At 71.0% G+C, this 19,932-nt stretch carries 20 protein-coding genes; 8 read left to right on the forward strand and 12 right to left on the reverse strand.

The annotated features are described in order from the left end of the window. From AC08OO_RS16090 to AC08OO_RS16100, 3 genes are all read right to left on the reverse strand, one after another. Window positions 1–644: biotin/lipoyl-containing protein (locus AC08OO_RS16090; protein WP_476618705.1), on the reverse strand; the 644-nt coding region annotated here is incomplete at its 3' end. A gap of 142 nt (window positions 645–786) precedes the next feature. Next, entirely contained in the window at window positions 787–2,169 is a 1,383-nt protein-coding gene (lpdA, locus tag AC08OO_RS16095; protein WP_476608458.1) for a dihydrolipoyl dehydrogenase, read from the reverse strand. 296 nt (window positions 2,170–2,465) lie between these two features. Next, window positions 2,466–4,121 carry a leucyl aminopeptidase gene (locus tag AC08OO_RS16100; protein WP_476618706.1) on the reverse strand — a complete coding sequence of 552 codons (1,656 nt, stop codon included), beginning with the start codon at window positions 4,119–4,121 and terminating at the stop codon, window positions 2,466–2,468. Window positions 4,122–4,241: 120 nt separating this feature from the next. Between AC08OO_RS16100 and gcvT the strand changes: the two genes are divergently transcribed. Further along, window positions 4,242–5,357: a glycine cleavage system aminomethyltransferase GcvT gene (gene gcvT / locus AC08OO_RS16105; RefSeq protein WP_476618707.1), complete on the forward strand. Its 1,116-nt coding sequence runs from the start codon at window positions 4,242–4,244 to the stop codon at window positions 5,355–5,357. 70 nt (window positions 5,358–5,427) lie between these two features. Here the strand turns inward: gcvT and AC08OO_RS16110 are convergent, their stop codons facing one another. The 4 genes from AC08OO_RS16110 to AC08OO_RS16125 all read right to left on the reverse strand — a co-directional run bounded on the left by AC08OO_RS16110 (window position 5,428) and on the right by AC08OO_RS16125 (window position 9,666). Continuing rightward, window positions 5,428–6,261: an adenosylcobinamide-GDP ribazoletransferase gene (locus tag AC08OO_RS16110; RefSeq protein WP_023842025.1), complete on the reverse strand. Its 834-nt coding sequence runs from the start codon at window positions 6,259–6,261 to the stop codon at window positions 5,428–5,430. Further along, window positions 6,261–7,394 (reverse strand): nicotinate-nucleotide--dimethylbenzimidazole phosphoribosyltransferase, encoded by a 1,134-nt coding sequence (cobT, locus tag AC08OO_RS16115; RefSeq protein ID WP_476618708.1) that lies wholly within the window; start codon window positions 7,392–7,394, stop codon window positions 6,261–6,263. Before cobT ends, AC08OO_RS16110 begins: the two co-directional genes overlap by 1 nt. A gap of 384 nt (window positions 7,395–7,778) precedes the next feature. Beyond that, entirely contained in the window at window positions 7,779–9,350 is a 1,572-nt protein-coding gene (locus AC08OO_RS16120) for a bifunctional adenosylcobinamide kinase/adenosylcobinamide-phosphate guanylyltransferase (RefSeq protein ID WP_476618709.1), read from the reverse strand. Window positions 9,351–9,492: 142 nt separating this feature from the next. Then, window positions 9,493–9,666, reverse strand: a complete 174-nt coding sequence (locus AC08OO_RS16125) for a hypothetical protein (protein ID WP_011437513.1) — start codon at window positions 9,664–9,666, stop codon at window positions 9,493–9,495. A 426-nt stretch (window positions 9,667–10,092) separates the two neighbouring features. On the opposite strand from AC08OO_RS16125, the gene AC08OO_RS16130 reads away from it, so the two are divergent. From AC08OO_RS16130 to AC08OO_RS16140, 3 genes are all read left to right on the forward strand, one after another. Beyond that, complete coding sequence (locus tag AC08OO_RS16130) at window positions 10,093–10,305, forward strand: hypothetical protein (RefSeq protein ID WP_011437512.1); 213 nt, start codon at window positions 10,093–10,095, stop codon at window positions 10,303–10,305. A gap of 218 nt (window positions 10,306–10,523) precedes the next feature. After that, complete coding sequence (locus AC08OO_RS16135; protein WP_023842028.1) at window positions 10,524–11,003, forward strand: nitroreductase family deazaflavin-dependent oxidoreductase; 480 nt, start codon at window positions 10,524–10,526, stop codon at window positions 11,001–11,003. Between the two features lie 68 nt (window positions 11,004–11,071). Continuing rightward, the gene (locus AC08OO_RS16140; RefSeq protein WP_476618713.1) at window positions 11,072–11,680 is read left to right on the forward strand and encodes a TetR/AcrR family transcriptional regulator; all 609 of its coding nucleotides are present in this window, start codon (window positions 11,072–11,074) and stop codon (window positions 11,678–11,680) included. A 78-nt stretch (window positions 11,681–11,758) separates the two neighbouring features. Here the strand turns inward: AC08OO_RS16140 and AC08OO_RS16145 are convergent, their stop codons facing one another. The 3 genes from AC08OO_RS16145 to nadA are packed head-to-tail and all read right to left on the reverse strand — an operon-like array spanning window position 11,759 to window position 14,610. Then, complete coding sequence (locus tag AC08OO_RS16145; protein WP_476618710.1) at window positions 11,759–12,724, reverse strand: aldo/keto reductase family protein; 966 nt, start codon at window positions 12,722–12,724, stop codon at window positions 11,759–11,761. Between the two features lie 33 nt (window positions 12,725–12,757). After that, a complete protein-coding gene (locus AC08OO_RS16150) occupies window positions 12,758–13,387 on the reverse strand; it encodes a DUF3043 domain-containing protein (protein ID WP_476611245.1) in 630 nt (209 codons plus the stop codon). After that, window positions 13,387–14,610, reverse strand: a complete 1,224-nt coding sequence (gene nadA / locus AC08OO_RS16155; protein ID WP_476607745.1) for a quinolinate synthase NadA — start codon at window positions 14,608–14,610, stop codon at window positions 13,387–13,389. The genes AC08OO_RS16150 and nadA overlap by 1 nt, the downstream gene beginning before the upstream one ends. Window positions 14,611–15,020: 410 nt before the next feature. On the opposite strand from nadA, the gene erpA reads away from it, so the two are divergent. Both erpA and AC08OO_RS16165 read left to right on the forward strand, forming a co-directional pair. Continuing rightward, window positions 15,021–15,383 (forward strand): iron-sulfur cluster insertion protein ErpA, encoded by a 363-nt coding sequence (gene erpA / locus AC08OO_RS16160; protein ID WP_011437506.1) that lies wholly within the window; start codon window positions 15,021–15,023, stop codon window positions 15,381–15,383. Between the two features lie 332 nt (window positions 15,384–15,715). After that, the gene (locus AC08OO_RS16165) at window positions 15,716–16,696 is read left to right on the forward strand and encodes a carbohydrate kinase family protein (protein WP_476607744.1); all 981 of its coding nucleotides are present in this window, start codon (window positions 15,716–15,718) and stop codon (window positions 16,694–16,696) included. A 9-nt stretch (window positions 16,697–16,705) separates the two neighbouring features. Here AC08OO_RS16165 and AC08OO_RS16170 read toward each other — a convergent pair whose 3' ends face one another. Beyond that, on the reverse strand, window positions 16,706–16,942 hold the full coding sequence (locus AC08OO_RS16170; protein ID WP_476607743.1) for a sulfurtransferase TusA family protein: 237 nt from the start codon (window positions 16,940–16,942) through the stop codon (window positions 16,706–16,708). Window positions 16,943–16,955: 13 nt separating this feature from the next. Continuing rightward, window positions 16,956–18,104, reverse strand: a complete 1,149-nt coding sequence (locus AC08OO_RS16175; RefSeq protein ID WP_476618711.1) for a cysteine desulfurase family protein — start codon at window positions 18,102–18,104, stop codon at window positions 16,956–16,958. A gap of 246 nt (window positions 18,105–18,350) precedes the next feature. On the opposite strand from AC08OO_RS16175, the gene ctaC reads away from it, so the two are divergent. Together ctaC and AC08OO_RS16185 are read left to right on the forward strand one after the other, a co-directional pair. Beyond that, window positions 18,351–19,301 carry an aa3-type cytochrome oxidase subunit II gene (gene ctaC, locus AC08OO_RS16180; RefSeq protein ID WP_476607741.1) on the forward strand — a complete coding sequence of 317 codons (951 nt, stop codon included), beginning with the start codon at window positions 18,351–18,353 and terminating at the stop codon, window positions 19,299–19,301. Next, window positions 19,298–19,932: cytochrome c oxidase subunit I (locus AC08OO_RS16185; protein WP_476618712.1), on the forward strand; the 635-nt coding region annotated here is incomplete at its 3' end. The genes ctaC and AC08OO_RS16185, both read left to right, overlap by 4 nt.

The following is a 19,932-nucleotide window of genomic DNA, read 5'->3' on the forward strand; positions in this document are numbered from 1 at the left end:
GTGGGGGGGGTCGCGGGAGTCTCCTGCGCCGCGGGAGCCGCGTCCCGCGGCCGCGCGGCGTCCTGGATGTCCTGCTTGGTGACGCGTCCACCCGGCCCGGTTCCCGCCACGGTTCCCAGGTCCACGCCGAGCTCGGCGGCCATCTTGCGCACCAGCGGGGTGACGTAGCGACCGATGCCGCCGCCGTTCCCGTTGGCGGCGGCCGGGGCCTGGGCCGGGACCGGGGTGAGCTCCGGCTGACGAGCGAACGCCGGTGCCGGCGCGGGCGTCGGCGCGGGTGCGGGCGTCGGAGTGGGCGGAGGCGGCGGTGCCGCGGCAGCCGGCTTCACGGGTTCCGGCGCCGGTTCGGGTTCCGGCGCGGCGGGCGCCTGCGTGGCCTGCGCCGGTGCGGTGCCGCCACCCGCGGACCCGTCGTCGATCACCGCGAGCTCGACGCCGACCTCGACGGTCTCATCCTCGGCGACCTTGATCGAGCTGACGACACCGGAGGCGGGGGCGGGGATCTCGGTGTCGACCTTGTCGGTGCTGACTTCGAGCAGTGGCTCGTCGGCCTCGACGCGTTCACCCTCCTGCTTCAGCCACCGCGTGACGGTTCCCTCGGAGACACTCTCCCCGAGCCGGGGCATTGTGACAGATACAGACATGCTGGAACGACTCCTTTGTCGCGTCCGGCATCTGCACCGCGCGGGCGGCCGGCCGGAGGCGCTCATGCTTGGCGTGGCCTGAATCCTGGGCGGATCGGGCCGCGGGGGTGGCACGGGCAGGCACGATCCAGGGCGGTGCCCGCTAACCGTGGACGTGAAGGGGCTTGCCGGCCAGCGCCAGATGCGCCTCGCCGAGAGCCTCGGACAGCGTGGGATGCGGGTGGATGAGCTGGGCGACCTCGGCGGGGAACGCCTCCCAGTTGGTGATGAGCTGAGCCTCGGCGATGAGCTCGCCGACCCGGTCGCCGACCATGTGCACGCCCACCACCGGACCATCGGGGACCGCGATCACAGTGACCGCACCGGAGGTCCTGAGGATCTGGGACTTGCCGTTGCCCGCCAGGTTGTAGGTGACCGTCTTGATCTCGCCGTACCGCTCCCTGGCGACCGCGGCGGTCAGGCCGACCGAGGCCACCTCCGGGTGGGAGTAGGTGACCCGCGGAACGTTGTCGTAGTCGACCGGCACCGGGCCCAGCCCGGCAAGCTGCTCGGCGACGAAGATGCCCTCGGCGAAGCCGACGTGGGCGAGCTGGAGCCCGGGCCGCAGGTCGCCCAGCGCGGACACGGTCGGAATGTTCGTGCGTAGCTGACGGTCGACCAGCACATAGCCGCGGTCGGTCGCGATGCCGACCTCCTCGTAGCCGAGACCTTCCGAGACCGGTCCACGACCGACCGCGACGAGCAGCAGTTCGGCCTCGATGGTGGTCCCGTTTTCGAGGGACACCGTCACGCCCTGGTCGGTGGACTTCACCCCGGAGAACCGCGCGCCGAGATGCTGCTTGATGCCGCGCTTGCGGAAGGCACGCTCCAGCAGCTTGGAGCTGGACTCGTCCTCGAGCGGGACGAGGTGCGGCAGCGCCTCGACGATGGTCACCTCGGCCCCGTAGGACCGCCAGACGGAGGCGAACTCGCATCCGATGGCCCCGGCGCCCAGTACCACCGCGGAGGCCGGCACATGGTCGAGGGTCAGGGCGTCATCGCTGGTGATGACCTTGTCGTGGTCGATGTCCAGGCCGGGCAGGGTCTTGGAATAGGAACCGGTCGCGAGCAGGACGTGCCGACCCTCGATGACCCGGTCGCCGACGGCCACGGCGGTCGGGGAGACCAGCCGGCCGAATCCCTCGACGGCCTCGATCCCCCGGGACTTGATCAGGCCGGTCAACCCCTTGAAGAGCCCGGCGATGACCGAGTCCTTGTAGGAGTTGACCGCGGCCATGTCGATGCCGTCGAGGGTCGAGCGAACCCCGAAGGCCTCGCTTTCGTTGATGTTGTCAACGATCTCCGCCGAATGCAGCAGCGCCTTGGTCGGGATGCAACCTCGGTGCAGGCAGGTGCCGCCGAGCTTGTCCTTCTCGATCAGAACGACGCTCAGGTCGAGTTCCGCGGCGCGCAGCGCGGCGGCGTATCCGCCGCTGCCGCCACCGAGGATGACCAGGTCGACGGGACCGGCCGCTGAATTCGCCACGCCAGGGGTCCCTTCTCGTTGAATCCTGTGGTCTTGCCGGTGGTGCCGAGAGCGTTACTAGTAGCGTCTGCTACGTTGAGTGACAAAGCCGGTGACGCGGTTGGCCGCCGCCCCCGGCGGCGTTCCCACCGCTGAGCGCGGCCGCCGAAGCAGGAGCGTCAGGCCACGGCTCGCCCAGCCACGGCAACCGGATGCCAGTCTTTCACGTCGTGAGCCCACTGCCGCTCGGATGGGCGTGACTGTGCTGCATTGCGCGAGGCGCCAGCAACCATTGTGTACCTACCTTCCCCCGCAGGTCAGCCCTCGGCCGGGGACTCAGCCGGGGAACCGGTGGCCGAACCGGGGGAGGCCGTCGTCGTCGCGCGGTCCTGCGCCAGCTGGACGAGCGTGCGTACGATCATGCCGGTGCCTCCCTTGGGGGTGTGGCCGTAGGGCTCTCCACCGTTCCAGGAGGGACCGGCGATGTCGATGTGCGCCCAGGACACCTTCTCGGGGACGAACGAGGCGAGGAAGTGCGCGGCGACCAGCATGCCGCCGTCTCGGTTGCCTCCCGGTGGCACGTTGGCGATGTCGGCCACCGTCGAGTCCAGTCCCTTGCGCAGATCGGGCGGAAGGGGCATCGGCCAGACGCTCTCGTCGGCGGCGGCCGCCGCCGACGCGACCGCGTCCACCGCGGCCGCACGACCCATCAGTCCGCTCGTCCGGTGGCCGAGGGCGACGATCTGTGCGCCGGTCAGGGTGGCCACGTCCACGATCAGGTCCGGTGACTCCTCGTTGGCGCGGACGAGGGCGTCGGCGAGCACCAGCCGGCCCTCGGCGTCGGTGTTGAGCACCTCCACCCGGGTGCCGCCGCGCAGGGTGAGAACGTCGGAGGGACGGATCGCGTCGCCCGAGGGCATGTTCTCCGCGCAGGGCATCCAGCCGGTGAGAGTGATCGGGAGCTTGAGCCGGGCCGCGGCGATGACGGTGCCGAGCACCGCGGCCGCGCCCGCCATGTCGGTCTTCATCCATTCCATGGAGGTCGACGGCTTCAGGGACAACCCCCCGGAATCGAAGGTGATGCCCTTGCCGACCAGCGCCAGCGCCGGCCGCTCGGATCCACCGCCGCGCCATTCCAGCCGCACCAGCCGCGGTGGATTCGCGGATCCCTGGCCGACACCGAGCAGGCCTCCGAAGCCGCCCTCGGCGAGCGTCACCTCGTCGAGGACCTCGACCGTCACGCCGACGGCGGTGGCCCGCTCGACGGCGATGTCGGCGAGCAGGGCGGGGGACAGATGGCTCGGCGGCGTGTTCACCAGATCGCGGACCAGGGTGACCGCATCCGTGACGACGGTGGCCCGGCGCAGTTCCTCTTCCGCTGTCGGGAGGCTCTGCTCGTCGACGAGCACCGTCAGCTCCTCGACGGGGCGGGGGCGGCCGTTCGCCGACGTGGTGCGCAGCCCGTCGTAGGAGTAGGTGCCGAGCAACGCGCCTTCGGCCACGGCCCGCACCGACTCCGACGTGACCGCGCCCGGCGCGGCCGCCAGAGCGACGGCCACCCGCGCGGTCCCGGCGAGGGAGCGCACCGCGACCCCGGCCGCCCGGCGTAGTGCCTCGGTGCCGATCGGCGTGGAGGACATCGGCGTGGACGACATCGGCGTGGACGACATCGGCGTGGACGACATCGGCGTGGAGGACATCGGCGTGGACGACGTGGCGAGGGGGCCCAGCCCGACCGCGAGAACCGTCGCGCAGGGCACAGTACCGAGGGTGGCGAAGCGGACCGTCTCGCCGGCCTTGCCGGTCGCGCCCAGCGAGGCAAGCACCTGCGTCAGCCTGCCGCCGAGCGCGGCGTCCAGGTCCGCCGCGCCCCCGGCTACGAGGAGCCCCTCGTCGCCGGTGGCGGTGGCGATCACCACCGCGTCCACATCGAGATCGGCGAGAGCGGCGGCACTGGGCACGATGGTGGTCATGCAGTGAGCGTATTGAACGGGAGGTCTTCCCGACGGGGAGCCGGACCCCACCGGCGGGTGGCCGGAGGCCAGGCCCGCGGTCGTTTCGACCGGTGCCGGCCGGACACTAGGCTGCTGGCCATGGCAGAGCTGCGTCGATCCCCAGAGCTGCGTCGATCCCCGCTGTACGACCGGCACGTCGAACTGGGCGCGAAGATGGCCGGGTTCGGTGGCTGGGAGATGCCGATCGAGTACACCGGCCGCGGGGTGCTCGCCGAGCACCAGGCGGTCCGCGGCGCGGTCGGGATCTTCGACGTCAGCCATCTCGGCAAGGCCAGGATCGCCGGCCCCGGTGCCGCCGCCTTCGTCAACGCCTGCCTGGCCAACGACCTGCGCCGGATCGGCCCCGGCCAGGCGCAGTACACCTTGTGCTGCGAGGAGACCGGCGGGGTCGTCGACGATCTGATCGCCTACCTGTACTCCGACGAGGAGGTCTTCCTCGTCCCGAACGCCGCGAACACCGCCCAGGTCGTCGCTCGCCTCGCCGCGGCGGCGCCGGCGGGCGTGTCCGTCACCGACCTGCACACCGGGTACGGCGTGGTAGCGGTCCAGGGACCGGCCTGCGCCGACCTGCTCGGCGCCCTCGGCCTGCCCACCGGCGGGACGTATATGAGTTTCGTCGACGCGGAGTGGAAGGGCCACCCGGTGATCGTGTGCCGGTCGGGCTACACCGGAGAGCGAGGCTACGAGCTGTTGTCTCGTTGGGACGACACCCCTGCGCTGTGGGATGCGCTGTTCGCGGCGGGTGGGCCGCTCGGCGTCGTGCCGGTCGGCCTCGGTGCCCGCGACACGCTGCGGACCGAGATGGGGTATCCGCTGCATGGCCAGGACCTCTCTTTGTCGATCACGCCGGTCCAGGCTCGCTCCGGGTGGGCCGTCGGCTGGGACAAGGATCGCTTCTGGGGACGCGACGCCCTGCTCGCGGAGCGGTCCGCTGGCGCCTCCCGCCTGCTGTGGGGGCTGCGGTCCACCGGCCGGGCGATTCCCCGTCCGCACATGACCGTGGCCTCCGCGGCTGGTGCCACGGTCGGTGAGGTCACCAGCGGCACGTTCTCTCCGACGCTGCGCCAGGGGATCGGGCTCGCCCTGCTGGACCGGTCCGTGCAGGGGGGCGACACGGTGAACGTCGACGTCCGGGGCCGTCCGAGTCCCATGACGGTTGTCCGGCCGCCGTTCGTCAGGTCCTCGCCCAAGTAGCCCAGCCGCCGGACGGGCCTGTCCGGCGGGCCCGCCGGGCGGACGCCAGCGGGCGGCGTCCGCCGCGCTGTCAGTGCAGGCCGAGGGTGTGCAGGACGGGCGTCGGGATCGTCATGGCCATGACGAGCAGGGTCGCCGCCGCGGTGATCTCGATGAGTCCGCCGAGGATGTCTCCGGTGATCCCGCCGAAGCGCGTGAGCAGATACCGCCGGAGCAGGAACGAGACGCCTGTCCCGACCCAGACCGCGAGGACCGCTCGCAGCGCCCGGCCGGGGCCGCCGCCGTCGAAGTCCAGCAGTCCGGCCAGCGCCGCGACGGCGCAGACTGCCAGGAAGGACAGTGCCGCGTCCCGGGTCCGCACGGTTCCCGCGACCAGCGCACCGAGGCCATCCGGCCGAGCCGGCGGGACGGCGCCGGTACAGGCCAGGGTGGCCGCGAGCCTGCTGGTCATCGCTGCGACCAGAATCGACAGCGTGCCGCGGTGCGCCGAGATCGTCGTGCTCAGGGCCCCGACCTGGAGCAGCACCACGAACAGGACGATGATCGCTCCGAAGGCCCCGATGGTCGACTCGCGCATGATCTCCAAGGCGCGATCCCTGCCCCGCGCTCGCCAGGCGCCGAGCCCGTCCCCGAGATCGGCCAGCCCGTCGAGATGCAGGCCCCGGGTGACCAGAGCGAGCACCGTGACGCCGACGACGGCCGGCAGCAGGGTCTGGGCGCGCTGACCGGGAACCGCCGTGACGATCCGGGTGGCGAACACCGCACTGCCGGCGAGCAGCCCCAGGGCCAGGCCGACGAAGGGCGCCAGGGCCATCGCCCGGCCCGCGAGCCGCCGGTCGGTGTGCTCCGGGCCCCGCAGCGGCAGGACGGTGAGCAGCGTGAATGCTGTTCTTGCCTCGAGCATCACGGGGCACCGGCCGCGGGGCCCGAGTCCCCTTGGCCGCCGCCGACCTCGGCTTTCCCGCTGACACCGGCCTGGTCGAACGTCGCCATCTCGGCCAGCGTGGCCTGGGCCGCCCGCAGGAACGGAACGGCGAGGAGCGCACCGGTGCCCTCCCCGAGACGCAGGCCGGCGTCGACCAGGGGGGTCAGACCGAGTGCGTCCAGTGCGATTCCCTGGGCGGGCTCGGTGGACCGGGTGCCGGCCACCCACCACTGGCTTGCTCCTGGGGCGATCCGCTCTGCGGCCAGTGCCGCCGCGCAGACGATCACACCGTCGAGGATGACCGGCGTCCGTCGCACGGCGGACTGCGCCAGCAGCCCGGCCAGGGCGAGCAGATCGGCTCCACCGGCGATCCGCAGCACCGAATGCGCGTCGCCGGTGAACGGCCGGCCGCGCCGCATCGCGTCCCGGATCGCGGCCGTCTTGATCATCCAACGTTGGTCGTCGATCCCCGTCCCGCGGCCGACTACCTCGATCGGCTCCCGGTCGCACAGCAGCGCCACGATGGTGGCTGCGGGGGTTGTGTTGCCGATCCCCATCTCGCCGGGAACAAGCAGGTCCGCGCCCGCGTCGATCTCCTCGTCCGCGATGAGTCGGCCGACGGCGAACGCGGCGTCCGCCTCCGCGACGGACAGCGCGTCGGTGCGGTCGATCCGTCCGCTCGACCGTCGCACCCGATAGCGCTCCGGTGCGGCCGATCCATCCACCCCGCCCGGCGTGAGGGGCCGCGCCGTGTCCACGGACACGTCCACCACGCGCACGGCGGCCCCGACCTGGCGGGCCAGCACGTTGACCGCCGCGCCGCCCGCGGCGAAGTTCGAGACCATCTGGGCGGTCACGTCGCTGGGGAAGGCGGACACCCCGGCCTGGGCGACACCGTGGTCGCCGGCGATCACGACCGCCCGGATCCGGGCGAAGGGACGGGGCGGGCAGGTCGCCTGTGCGCCGGCGAGCCAGATGGACAGATCCTCAAGCCGGCCCAGCGCCCCGGGTGGCTTGGTCAGTTCGGTCTGCCGCTGGCGAGCCGCAGCCATCGCGTCGGAATCCAACGGGGGAACGGGGGGAACGGCGCTGCCTGACGCATCGGGATCCACGGGATCCTTACTACCTGATCCGCTTGGTCGGCAACGCACCACATCCCCGCGAAGGTGTCTCCCAGTTATCCTCGCGCCGCACGATTGTGCCGATCGGCGCGGCCGGGACGGTTGGTCCTTGCCGGCCGGCCCGGGCGGCGGGTGGCTGGCCTCGGGCGGCAATGACCGCACCGTGCGGGTCTGCCTGTCTTCCGCACACGGTGCCGTGACCTGCGACGACGCATCTCATGATCAAATCGGTCAGCACCCTGACCTGGGACGACGCGCGCATGTGCGGAGAACGGGGGTCTGGCGGGTGAGCGACGGCGCGGCCTGGTCCTGCCGGTGGCTTCCCGTGACCGAACCGGCCGGTCTCATCGTGGCCTGCTCGGCCGGGCTCTGTCGCTACGACTTCCTCACGGGAGGATTTGTCCCGTGAGGACGCGATGACCGCTCGTGCGGGAAGGGCCGCAGCCGGAGGGGGATGCCCGCGACCACCTGCCACACCTCGTCGGCCTCGGCCGCGAGATCGGCGTTGAGACGGCCGAGCGCGTCGCGGAACCGGCGGCCGGCCTCGGCCGGGGGAACGACCCCGGAACCGACCTCGTCCGTGACCGCGACGACCCGGCGGCCGGTGGCCCGCCAGGCGTCAACGAGCTCCTCCGCGCGGATGCGCAACTCGTCCGGACGGTCCAGCCAGGCGCCGACCCACAGCCCCAGACCGTCGATGAGCAGCGGTGGTCCGGGAGAGCGCAACAGGGGAACCAGATCGACCGTCTCCACGGTCGTCCAGGCGGCCGGGCGCCGCCGCCGGTGTGCGGCGATCCGCTCGGACCACTCGGCGTCGGCCGGATCAGGCGGCGCCGATGTTGCGACGTAGACCACCTCCGGTTCGGCGAGCAGCCGGCGTTCGGCCTCGGCCGACTTCCCCGACCGGGCACCCCCCGTGATCAGGACCCGGTGTGGTGCCGGGAGCACCGGGCTCTGCCACCGCCCTGGTGCCCCTGGTGCCCCTGGTGGCTGTGGTGGCTGTGGTGGCTGTGGTGGCTGCCGCCGGGCGGCCGGGACGATGTCATAGACGGTCCCGTCCGCCGGTGCCAGCGCGCCGGCGAGGTGGAGCCGGCGGGCCAGTTCGTCGCCGGGCGGGTTGCGGTGACTCAGATGGACGGCCAGTACCAGGGTGCTCGGCACCACGGCGCCGCGGCGGCGCAGCTCGGCCACGAGCTGACCGAAGGTGTCGAGGTCAAGGTGCTCGCCGAACCCCGGCCGGTCGCCGTTGTTCTCCTCCAGCAGCACGACGTCGTAGGCGCGGCCGGTGACCGCCTCGAGCGTCTCCGCCGGCAGCGGCGCCGCGGTGTCGCAGCCGTACAGCAGGCGTCCACCGTCCGGCGCTGTCACGTCGTAGAGCACGGCCGGCCCGATGCTCGCGTCACCGTGCCGGGCGGCGACCGGTCGAACGAGGTAACCCCGATCGCTCGGGGACTCCTGGTCCTCCGGGGATCCCCGGTCCTCCGCGGCCTGCCGATCGTCCGCGCCGAGGCGCAGGGGCCCGGGTGTCGTCGGCGTGCCCCCGGGCACCACGGCGATCAGCCGCAGCGGCGAGCCGTCCCGGTCCGGATCGGAGCGCTCCCAGCGAGCCAGGAACTCCCGGCACGCCGCCAGCGCCGCCGGCGGACCGACCACGTCGAGGGGCCGTCCCGCGGCTGTCGACCACGAGCGCCACATCAGGCTCTCGGGCCCCAGATGATCGGGATGGGCGTGACTGATCAGCAGATGACGCAGCCCCGACAGGCGTACTCCGAGCCGGGCAGCGGTCCGGGGCACGTCGGGACCACAGTCGATCAGCAGGGCGTCGTCGATCAGAACGGCCGTCTGCCCGCGTACTTCGTGTTCCCTGGCCCAGGCACAGGATGCGCAGTCGCACCACGGGTTGGGCCAGCCGTCCGCCGAGCCGGTGCCGAGCAGCGTCACCTTCATCGTGTTCCGTCTCCCGGATCCCGTTGCGCCCCGGATCCCCCGGATACCCCCGGATCCCCCCGGGGTCTCCGCCTCTCCGGGTTCTCAAGCCTGCCAGGCTCCGTGGTTCTCAAGCCTGCCGGGCTCCGTGGCCCGCGGAACCTCAGACGTGCGGGTGGCGCTTGCGCTCCCACAGGGTCATGAGGGTGAGCACCACCGCCAGCAGGAAGATTGCCGCGAAGGTGACGAGCGCGGCGGCCCACCAGGTCAGGGGAGCGTCCTCGTGTTCCACGGACTCGGCCACGATGGCCGCTGCGTTGTAGACGGTCGTTCCCACGCGGGTTCTTCCTCCTTGTACCGACGTACTGCTCACGCAGACGTGCCTGTCGTGCGGACCTGCCTTCGACGCGGCTGTGCTCACCGTGCGGACATGCCGCCGGCTCGCGCGACCGGCGATGACCGGTGACGCCGGCTTCGCGATCGTGGTGGTCGCGATGCTGTCCGGGCATCCACCGGAACTGACGTTACCGACGTTCACGACATCCTGGCGCGGGTATCGCCGACCGCGCCAGTAGCACGGGCCCACCAGACCCGGGCCCGCGGGCCGGTCGACCAGTGCCACGATGGATCATCGGCCCTGGCGTGGGGCCGGGAGTCCCGCGTCGGCGGGGTGCACGCGGTTGGATGGGACGACCGGCCGGCGCACTGGCCGATCACGGCCGGCGGCTCCAGCGCGGGCCGCCCGGGTGGGAAGGACACACTCATGACCTGGACCTGGCGCTACGAAGGCGATGACGGCACGATCACGATGGTCGGCGGGGACTCGACCTCTGAGTCGTTCACCAGCCAGGGAGACGCTGAGACGTGGCTCGGGGAGACCTGGCGTGACCTGCTCGATGCGGGGGTGGCGCAGGTGACGCTCCTCGATGCCGGCCGTCGCGTCTACGGGCCGATGAGCCTGCGCCCGGTGACCTGAGCCGCCTCCGCCCGTGCCGGTCCCGACCGGTGCTGGTCCCGATTCGCGCCGACCGAACCGCCTCTTGACGAGAGGTCGGCTAACGATGTTAGCTGGCAGCGTTGGCTGACGACGTTGGCTGACGACGTTGGCCTGTCCGGTGTGGTCCGGCCGGCCGAACCATCGAGATCGCTCAGGCCGGCGCCGGGCCGTTCCGGTCGACAGAGAGGGTGCAGATCTTGACCGAGCACAACAACCCGTCCACTCCGGCCGAAGCGCATTACCTCGCCCCCGGATGGTTCACCCGTAACGTGGCCAACCGTGCCGTCGCGGCGTTGACCCGGGCGGGGATCAGCCTCCTGGGCAGTCGGATCCTCGAGGTACGCGGCCGGATCAGCGGCGAGCCGCGCCGGACCCCGGTGAACCTGCTCATCTTCGACGGGCAGCAGTACCTGGTCTCGGCGCGAGGGCACGGCCAGTGGGTGCGTAATCTGCGCGCGGCCCAAGGCGAGCTATACCTGCTGCGTGGCCGGTCGCGCACGCGTTACTCCGCGACCGAGCTGGATCCGGCGGCGAGCGTCGCCGTGCTGCGGGCCTACCTGCGGCGGTGGAAGGCCGAGGTCGGCGCCTTCTTCGACGGGGTCGGGCCGGACTCGCCCGATGAGGAGATCCGTCGGATCGCGCCCCGCCATCCCGTCTTCGTGATCACACCGGCGTGAACACGGGGACGGCGACCTCACCGGTGCGGGCGGAATCCGGGCCGGCGCCGGTGCGGGGAGCACGGTCGGTGGCGCAGGCGCGGCCGGTCGGCGAGCCGCCATTGCCCAGGATCGCGCCCCGCCCGGTCCTAGGCCCCGTCTCGCCGCGGGTCACCGAGATCATCACGGTCGCGCGGGGGGTGCTGGAGACCGAGGGGGCGGGGGCGCTGACGATGCGCCGGATCGGTGATCTCCTCGGTATCCGGGCGCCGTCGCTGTACAAGCATCTCGCGGGTAAGCCGCAGCTTGAGGCCAAGCTGATCGAGACCATGCTCATGGAGATCGGGGACCTGCTCCACGACGTGGTCGACCGCAGCGGTGCCGCGGAGGTGGTCCCGGCCCTGCTGGCCGCGTACCGGGGCTATGCCCAAGCCCATCCGAACCTCTACCGCCTGGTCACCGCCGGTTCGCTGAACCGTCGGCTACTGAGCGCCGACGTCGAGGACTGGGCGGGGGAGCCGTTCTACCGGGCGGCCGGGGAACCCTATCGTGCGCAGGCCCTGTGGGCCGCCGCGCACGGCACGATGATCCTCGAACTGGACGGCCGCTATCTGCCAGGATCCGATCTCGACCGGACCTGGCAGGCGCTGGCCTCCGCTTTCCGCCGAACCGACCCGGCTGGCGACCAGCCTGGCTGATCTGATCTGATCTGATCTGATTCGGTTCGGTTCGGGGTAGCCGGCGGGCCCGGGGCCAGGCCTGGAGGCAGGCCCGGGTCAGGCCCGGGTGACGACCTCGGCGAGCACGTCGTCGATCCGATCAAGCAGCGCCGTGTCGAGCGTCACGCCGGCAGCCCTGACGTTCTCCCGTACCTGCTCCGGCCGGGACGCGCCGATGATCGCTGAGGCGACGTTGTCGTTCTGCAGCACCCAGGCGACGGCGAGCTGCGCCATCGACAGCCCGGCGTCCGCGGCGATCGGCCGCAGCTCCTGCACCGCGGTCAGCACGTCGTCGCGCAGCAGCCGGGAGATGAAGGTGGAACCGGTTTCACCGGTGGCCCGGCTGCCGGCCGGCGGTGGCTGACCGGGCGGGTACTTGCCGGTGAGCACGCCTTGGGCGATCGGCGACCAGACGATCTGGGAGATCCCGGCCTTCCGGCTGACGGGCACGATGTCGGCCTCGATGGTCCGCCACAGCATCGAGTACTGCGGCTGGTTGGAGATGATGCGGTCCAGCCCCAGCTCGCTGGCCAGCCGGACGGCGTCGCTGATCTGCTCGGCGCTCCACTCGGACACGCCGACGTAGAGCACTTTGCCGGCGCGGACGAGGTCGTCGAAGGCCCGCAGGGTCTCCTCGATCGGCACCGTCGGATCGTACCGGTGTGCCTGGTAGAGGTCGAGGTGGTCGGTGCGCAGACGGCGCAGCGAGGCGTGCGCGGACTCGATGATGTGCTTGCGACCGAGGCCCTTGTCGTTCTCCCCCGGGCCGGTGGGCCAGTAGACCTTGGTGAACAGCTCGTAGGACTCCCGGCGCACGCCCTGCAGCGCTTCGCCCAGGACGCTCTCGGCGCGGGTACCGGCGTAGACGTCCGCGGTGTCGAATGTGGTGATGCCCTCGTCGAGGGCGGCACGCACACAGGCGGTCGCCGCGTCCGCCTCGATCTGGTCACCATGGGTGATCCAGTTGCCGTAGGAGATCTCACTGACCGACAGGCCGCTGCGCCCAAGACGTCGATGCTTCACGTGACGACCTTAGCCGTCGGCCCTGACCGTCGATCAGGGGCGCGGGTCGGAGCGGGAGACCCGCGGGCGGGGGAGCCGCCAGCGCCGCGGCAGTAGCGCGCGCTGCGCGGCGTAGGCCCGCACCCGCACCCGGGAGTCCGGGTACTTCTCCGCGACGCGCCGGCTCACCTGCCAGGAGAGCAGGATCGAGTCGATGACGACCGCGACGATCCCGAGCAGCATCAGCAGGGTCGCGGCCAGCCTGATCGATGCGTTCGGGACCAGTCCGCCGACGAAGTAGACGACGGCGATTGGCAAGAAGAACGATCCGACGTTGATCCGCGTGTCCACGAAGTCGCGGGTCAGTACGCGCTCGGGCGCGCGTTCACGCGCTGGCAGCCGGCTGACGTCGCCGGACATCATCGCCGCGCGGTACTCCTGGCTCTGCCTGCGCCGCGCGGCCCGCGCCTCCTGCTTGTTCGCCGGGACGCCGAGCGCACCACCGGGCTTCGTACGGGCGGCTCGCGCCTCCGCCCGGCGGGGCGTGGGCCGGCCCTTGGCCGCCGTGCGCCGCGGATCGGCGACCTTCTCCTGCTCGACCCTCTCCACCTGCTCGGCGATCGGGTCCCCGGGGCCGGGGCCGGCATCGGAGCCGGCGGAGCTGCGTCGTTTCAGCAGAGCCATCAGGGCAGCGCCAACATCTGGTCGAGAGCCTTCCGGGCATAGGTGGCCACGTCCGGGTCGACGGTGATGCGGTTCACCGTCTCACCCCGTACGAGGGACTCCAGCGCCCACACGAGGTGGGGCATGTCGATCCGGTTCATGGTGGAGCAGAAACACACCGTACGGTCCAGGAAGACGACGGTCTTGTCAGGGTGCCTCGTCGCCAGCCGCTGCACCAGGTTCAGTTCGGTACCGATCGCGAACGCCGATCCGGCGGGAGCGGCAGCGACGACCGAGATGATGTACTCGGTCGAGCCGACGAGGTCGGCGGCGGTGACGACCTCCCGCCGGCACTCGGGGTGGGCGAGCACCGTCACCCCGGGGATCCGGCGGCGGACCTCGTCGACGCTGTCGCGGGTGAACCGGCCGTGCACCGAGCAGTGACCCCGCCAGAGGATCATCTTCGCCGCGCGCAGTTGCCGGCGGGGCAGTCCTCCCGAGGGCTTGCGGGGGTCGTAAACGACGCAGTCCTGCTCGCTCATCCCCAGTTCACCGATGGCGGTGTTGCGGCCGAGGTGCTGGTCCGGCAGGAAGAGCACCCGGGCACCCCCGCGCTCGCCGAAGGCCCACTCCAGCGCGCGCCTGGCGTTCGACGAGGTGCAGATCGTCCCGTCGTGGCGCCCGGTGAACGCCTTGATCGCGGCCGAGGAGTTCATGTAGCTCACCGGAACGGTGTCGGCGGCGACTCCCGCATCGAGCAGATCGTCCCAGGCCTGCTCGACCTGCTCGGCGGTGGCCATGTCCGCCATCGAGCAGCCGGCGGCGAGGTCCGGCAGGATCACCTGCTGGTGCGCGCCGGTGAGGATGTCGGCGCTTTCCGCCATGAAGTGCACGCCGCAGAAGACGATCGCCTCGGCCTGCGGCCGCGCGGCGGCCTGCTGGGCCAGCTTGAACGAGTCGCCGGTCACGTCGGCGAAGGCGATGACCTCGTCGCGCTGGTAGTGGTGCCCGAGGATGAACGCCCGATCACCCAGTGCCCGCTTCGCCGCCGCGGCGCGGGTTGTGAGGGCCGGATCGGCCGCTGGGGGGAGTTCACCCGGACAGTCCACGCCACGCTCGCTGGCCGGGTCAGCCTGGCGGCCGAGTAGCAGCAGGGCCAGCGGTGATGGAGCCACACCGACCCGGCCGAGGGCCGGGTCGCGAGCAGGGATGGGGCCGCGCCGCAGGGTCGGGTTGGTGGTCATGGCGCTCCTCCGGTCGACCGGCCCTCGGCCTGGCCGCCTCGTCGTCCGCGGCGGCCGACCGAACGATCCCGCCGGACCCGTCCACGAATGGTCGATGAGACTCTAACTCCCGGCGCCATCGTATGCCGAGCTCTTCGTGGTCAGCTGGCGGCCAGACGAAGGTCACTAACGTGAACGGGAGTGACCACCGTCTCCAGGCATGGTCGGGATCTCGACGTGGTTGACCCGCGCCGACGTCGCTACCATAGGAAGCGGATCCCGGCCGACGGTGTTGGGCATGGATGTCGGCACAGTGGCAGTGCCGTGCCCGGGGGTGCGCGCCGGATGGTCGGCGGCGCCCTGCGTACAAGTCAACCGGAACTAGTGGCCTGGCTTGCCAGGCACGTCCACCAAGGGCAGGAGTAGTCCCTATGACCGTTCAGGACACCACGGCACCCGCGACGCAGTCCTCGAGCGTCGTCCTCACCGACACCGCCGCAGGCAAGGTGAAGACCCTGCTCGAGCAGGAGGGTCGGGATGACCTCAAGCTGCGTATCGCGGTGCAGCCCGGAGGCTGCTCGGGCATGCGCTACCAGCTGTTCTTTGACGAGCGCTCCCTCGACGGCGACACCGTCATCGATTTCTCCGGTGTCAAGGTGGCGGTGGACCGGATGAGTGCCCCGTACCTCGGCGGGGCGACGATCGACTTCGTCGACACGATCGAGAAGCAGGGTTTCACTATCGATAACCCGAATGCCCAGGGTTCCTGCGCCTGCGGCGACTCGTTCCACTGATGCGCTGAGCACCGGGCCGTCCCTCCTGCTCGCGTCTCGACGCGAGCCCCGGGTGCGGTTCGGTGACCGGTTGATCGGACTGGTACGTCCGGGAGAGCCTGGTCCGGCCCTTGTTCGTCGGACCGGGCTCTCCCGCATGTGCTGCGTCGGTATCCGCTTGTGCCGGTATCCGCTTGTGCCGGTATCCGTCGTTTCCCTTGCCGGCGGGCCGCCGGAATCACGGGACTCCGCGATCTGACGCCTCGTAATTCTGACGCCTCCGTGATGACGCGCGTGAACCAGCGCGAGCCGGTGGTTCCGGGCTTCGGGGCAGGCCGGTAAGCTCCTTGATCGTGCGTATCGCCGTGACTGGTTCCATCGCCTCCGACCACCTCATGCGCTTTCCTGGAAGGTTCGCCGAGCAGTTGCTCGCCGACCAGCTTGAGCGGGTCTCGCTGTCCTTTCTCGTCGACGAGCTCGTGATCCGGCGGGGCGGAGTGGCGGCCAACATCGCCTTCGGCCTGGGCCGACTGGGCCTGCGCCCGATCCTCGTCGGCGCGGTCGGCGAGGACTTCGCCGACTACCGCTCCTGGCTCGACCGGCACGGCGTGGACACCGCCTCCGTGCGGGTCAGTGAGATCGCGCACACCGCGCGGTTCGTCTGCACCACCGACGAGGACCTCAACCAGATCGCGTCCTTCTACCCGGGTGCGATGAGTGAGGCCGCCGACATCGAGTTGAGGCCGATCGCCGAGCGGTTCGGCGGCCTGGACATGGTGATCGTCAGCCCCAACGACCCCGGGGCGATGCTGCGCCACAGCGCGGAGTGCCGGCAGCGGGGATATCCGTTCGCGGCGGACATCTCCCAGCAGCTCGCGATCATGGAGGGCCCGCAGATCCGCGAGCTCGTCGTCGGTGCGGCCTACCTGTTCTGTAACGAGTACGAGAAGGCGCTGCTCGCCAGCAAGACCGGCTGGTCGGACGAGGAGATCCTGGCCAGGGTCGGTGTCCGGGTGACCACGCACGGCAAGGACGGTGCGGTCATCGAGGCCCCGGAGAGCGACCCCATCCGGGTCCCGGTCGTTCCCGCCCGCGCCACCCCGGATCCCACCGGAGTCGGGGACGCCTTCCGGGCCGGGTTCTTCGCCGGCCGGTCCTGGGACCTCTCGCTCGAACGCTCCGCCCAGGTCGGCTCCCTCCTCGCCACCCTGGTCCTGGAGACGATCGGCACCCAGGAGTACACGGTGGAGCCCTCGGAGGTGCTTAAGCGTCTCACCGAGGCCTACGGTTCCGACGCCGCCGCCGAGATCGCCGAGCATCTGCCGGCAATCTGAGCCGGCGGGTTATACAAGCCGCCGGATGACGAACGCCTCCCCGCCTTCCGGAAGCGGGGAGACGTCCACCAGCTCCTGACCCCGCAGTCGGCACCAGGCCACGACGTCCGCGCCGGCGGCGGGGTCGTCGGCCCAGAGCGTGATGGTGCCGGTCACCGGAATCCCGCCGAAGGCGCGGGCCAGATCGATGATTGGCAACGGGCAGCGTCGTCCCCGCGAGTCGACCGTGTGCGGCTGGTCCGTCATCGGATTGTCGGCATCAAAGCCCGGCGGCGCCCAGCCGGTCCCGCACGGCGCGTACGGCTGCGGGCAGCGCCGTCAGCAGGGCGTCGAGATCGGCCTGGGTCGACTCGCGGCCGAAGGATATCCGCAGGTTGCCGTGCGTCAACGCGCCCATGGCGACCAGGACATGGCTCGGGATCAGGGTGTCGGATGTGCAGCTCGACCCGGAGCTCACGGCGATTCCGGCCCGGTCGAGCTCGGTCAGCAGCGCCTCGCCCTCGACGTAGAGGCAGGAGAACGCGCTGATGTGCGGAACCGTCGCCGCCCGGTCCGGATCGCCGAGTAGTTCCACGCCGTTGACGAGTTCGGGCAGCCGGCGGCGCAGTTCGGCCACGTAGCCGGCGAGCCGGGGCGCCTCCGCGGCGAGTTCACCCGCCCGGGCGCTCAGCGCCGTGGCGGCGGCGACGACGGCGGGGACGTTCGGATAGCCCGCAACCCGACCGCCCTCCCGCTCGTCAACGGGACCGGGACTGCGCCAGCGGGTCCCGGTGCGCACCGCGAGAACGCCCACCCCGGGTGGTCCGCCGAACTTGTGGGCACTCGCGGTGAGCAGATCCACCCCGAGGTCGGCCAGGTCGACGGGGATGTGGCCGACTGTCACGGCGGCGTCGGTGTGCAGTGGCACCCCGGCGGCGCGCATCCGTTCGGCGACCTCGGCGACCGGCTGGATGGTCCCGACCTCGTGGTTGGCGTGCTGGAGGCTGGCGACGGCGGTACCGGCGACGGGGGTGAAGTCGACGGGGTCGACCCGGCCGAGATGATCCACACCAATCCTGGCGACCCGTCCACCGGCCTGTTCGTACCGCTGCGCGGCGTGCAGGACGCTGGAGTGCTCGACCGCGCTGACCATGACGACGTCACCCGCACGCCGCCGGGCCGCCGCCGTGCCCAACAGGGCCAGGTGCGCCGCCGCCGACCCGCTCGCGGGAAAACTGATCTCGTCCGGCCGGGCCCCGAGCATGCCCGCGACGGTCTCGCGGGCCGCGTCGAGCAGCATGCGCGCCCGGCGGCCCTCCCGATACAACCGTGCCGGGTCGGCCCAACCATCCTGAAGAGCCATTAGCAGAGCCTCGCGCGCGGCAGGGTGCAGCGGCGTGGTCGACGCGTGGTCGAGATAGGCCGGCACCTGTGAAACGGTACGCCGTGAACGGCCGGGAGGGGCGTGCGTCACAGGCGCTGACGGGGGCCTTAGGCGAGAAGGTTCGCGGCTGCTGGGATACGCTGCTGCCGCACCATCTACAGCGTGTCGAAGACAGCATGTCGTCCGGTTGGATCGGCGGGGCGACATGGCGTTTCCAGGGGGTCTCGCGCGCGGGGACGAACGCTGTCCGCCCCGCGGCCGCGGCCCGCTCGTCGTGGGAGGCAGGACCTGGTGAGGAGATCCTTCGGTCGGACCCGGCCGTCGCTCGCGGATGTCGAGGACACGCCGACGACACCGGCTGACTCCGACACACGCGCAGCTGCGGTGTCCGCGGTCGGCGTGCACGGGACGCGGCACATCCGGCCGCTTCGGCGTGTCCTGCGTCTCGGTGCCGTGCTCGCTGTCGTGGGGATCATGGCGACCGCCTGCGACAGGCCTACATTCGGTTATCCCAAGGGCGTGACGAACCAGACGCCGCGCCTTCTCAACATCTGGCAGGGTTCGGCGATCGCCGCGCTCGCCGTCGGTGTGCTCGTCTGGGGGATGATCTTTTACGCGATCATCGCCTTCCGGAAACGCAGCGACGTGCTTCCCCGCCAGGTGCGCTACAATCTGCCAGTCGAGGTTCTCTACACCGTCGTGCCGGTGGTGATCGTGGCCGGGCTGTTCTTCTACACGGCCCGGGACGAGAGCGAGGTCACCAAGCTCTCGCCGAAGCCAGACGTCACCGTTGACGTGATCGCCTTCCGATGGAACTGGCAGTTCAAGTACCTCGACACCGGCTCCGGCCGGCAGGGTGCCAACCCGATCGAGGTCACCGGTCGCCCCGGTGAACCGGCGGTGCTCGTGCTGCCGCAGAACCGCTCGATCCGTTTCGTGGAGAGCTCGCCGGACGTCATCCACTCGTTCTGGGTGCCGGAGTTCCTGTTCAAGCGGGACGTCATCCCCGGCCGGGTGAACCAGTTTGAACTGACCATCACGAAGACCGGCACCTTCATCGGTCGATGCGCCGAACTGTGCGGGACGGACCACGACCGGATGAACTTCTACGTGAAGGTCGTGCCGCAGGCCGAGTACGACACGTTCATCGCGGACCGGGAGAACGTGGCGATCTCGGCGGCGCCGGCCGCGTCAACGACCGGGACCGCCGCCACCACCGCAACCACCGGGAGTGGACAGTGACCCTCGTACAAGAAGCGGGTGTCGGCCACGCCGACTCCCCGGACTCCCACATCCCCCGGCGGACGAACCTGCTCGGCTATCTGCGGACGACGTCCCACAAGGACATCGCCGTCATGTACTTCGTCACGTCGTTCGTGTTCTTCCTCTTCGCCGGTGTCCTGGCCATCATGATGCGGGCGGAACTCGCCCGCCCGGGGCTGCAGTACTTCTCCAACGAGCAGTACAACCAGCTTTTCACGATGCACGGCACGCTGATGCTGCTCATGTTCGCGACCCCGATCGCGTTCGCGTTCGCGAACTTCCTCGTGCCGCTGCAGATCGGCGCGCCGGACGTGGCGTTCCCGCGGCTGAACGCGCTGTCCTACTGGTTCTTCCTGTTCGGCAGCCTGACGGTGATCCTCGGGTTCCTGACCCCGAACGGCGCCGCGTCCTTCGGCTGGTTCGCCTACTCGCCGCTGAACAACGAGGTGTACTCGCCGGGGGCCGGGTCGGACCTGTGGATCGTGGGTCTCGCGGTCTCCGGTCTGGGCACCATCCTCGGCGCCGTCAACATGATCACGACGATCCTGACGATGCGGGCCCCGGGCATGACGATGTTCCGGCTGCCGATCTTCTGCTGGAACTTCCTGGT

Source organism: Frankia sp. CeCAU1 (assembly GCF_977971845.1).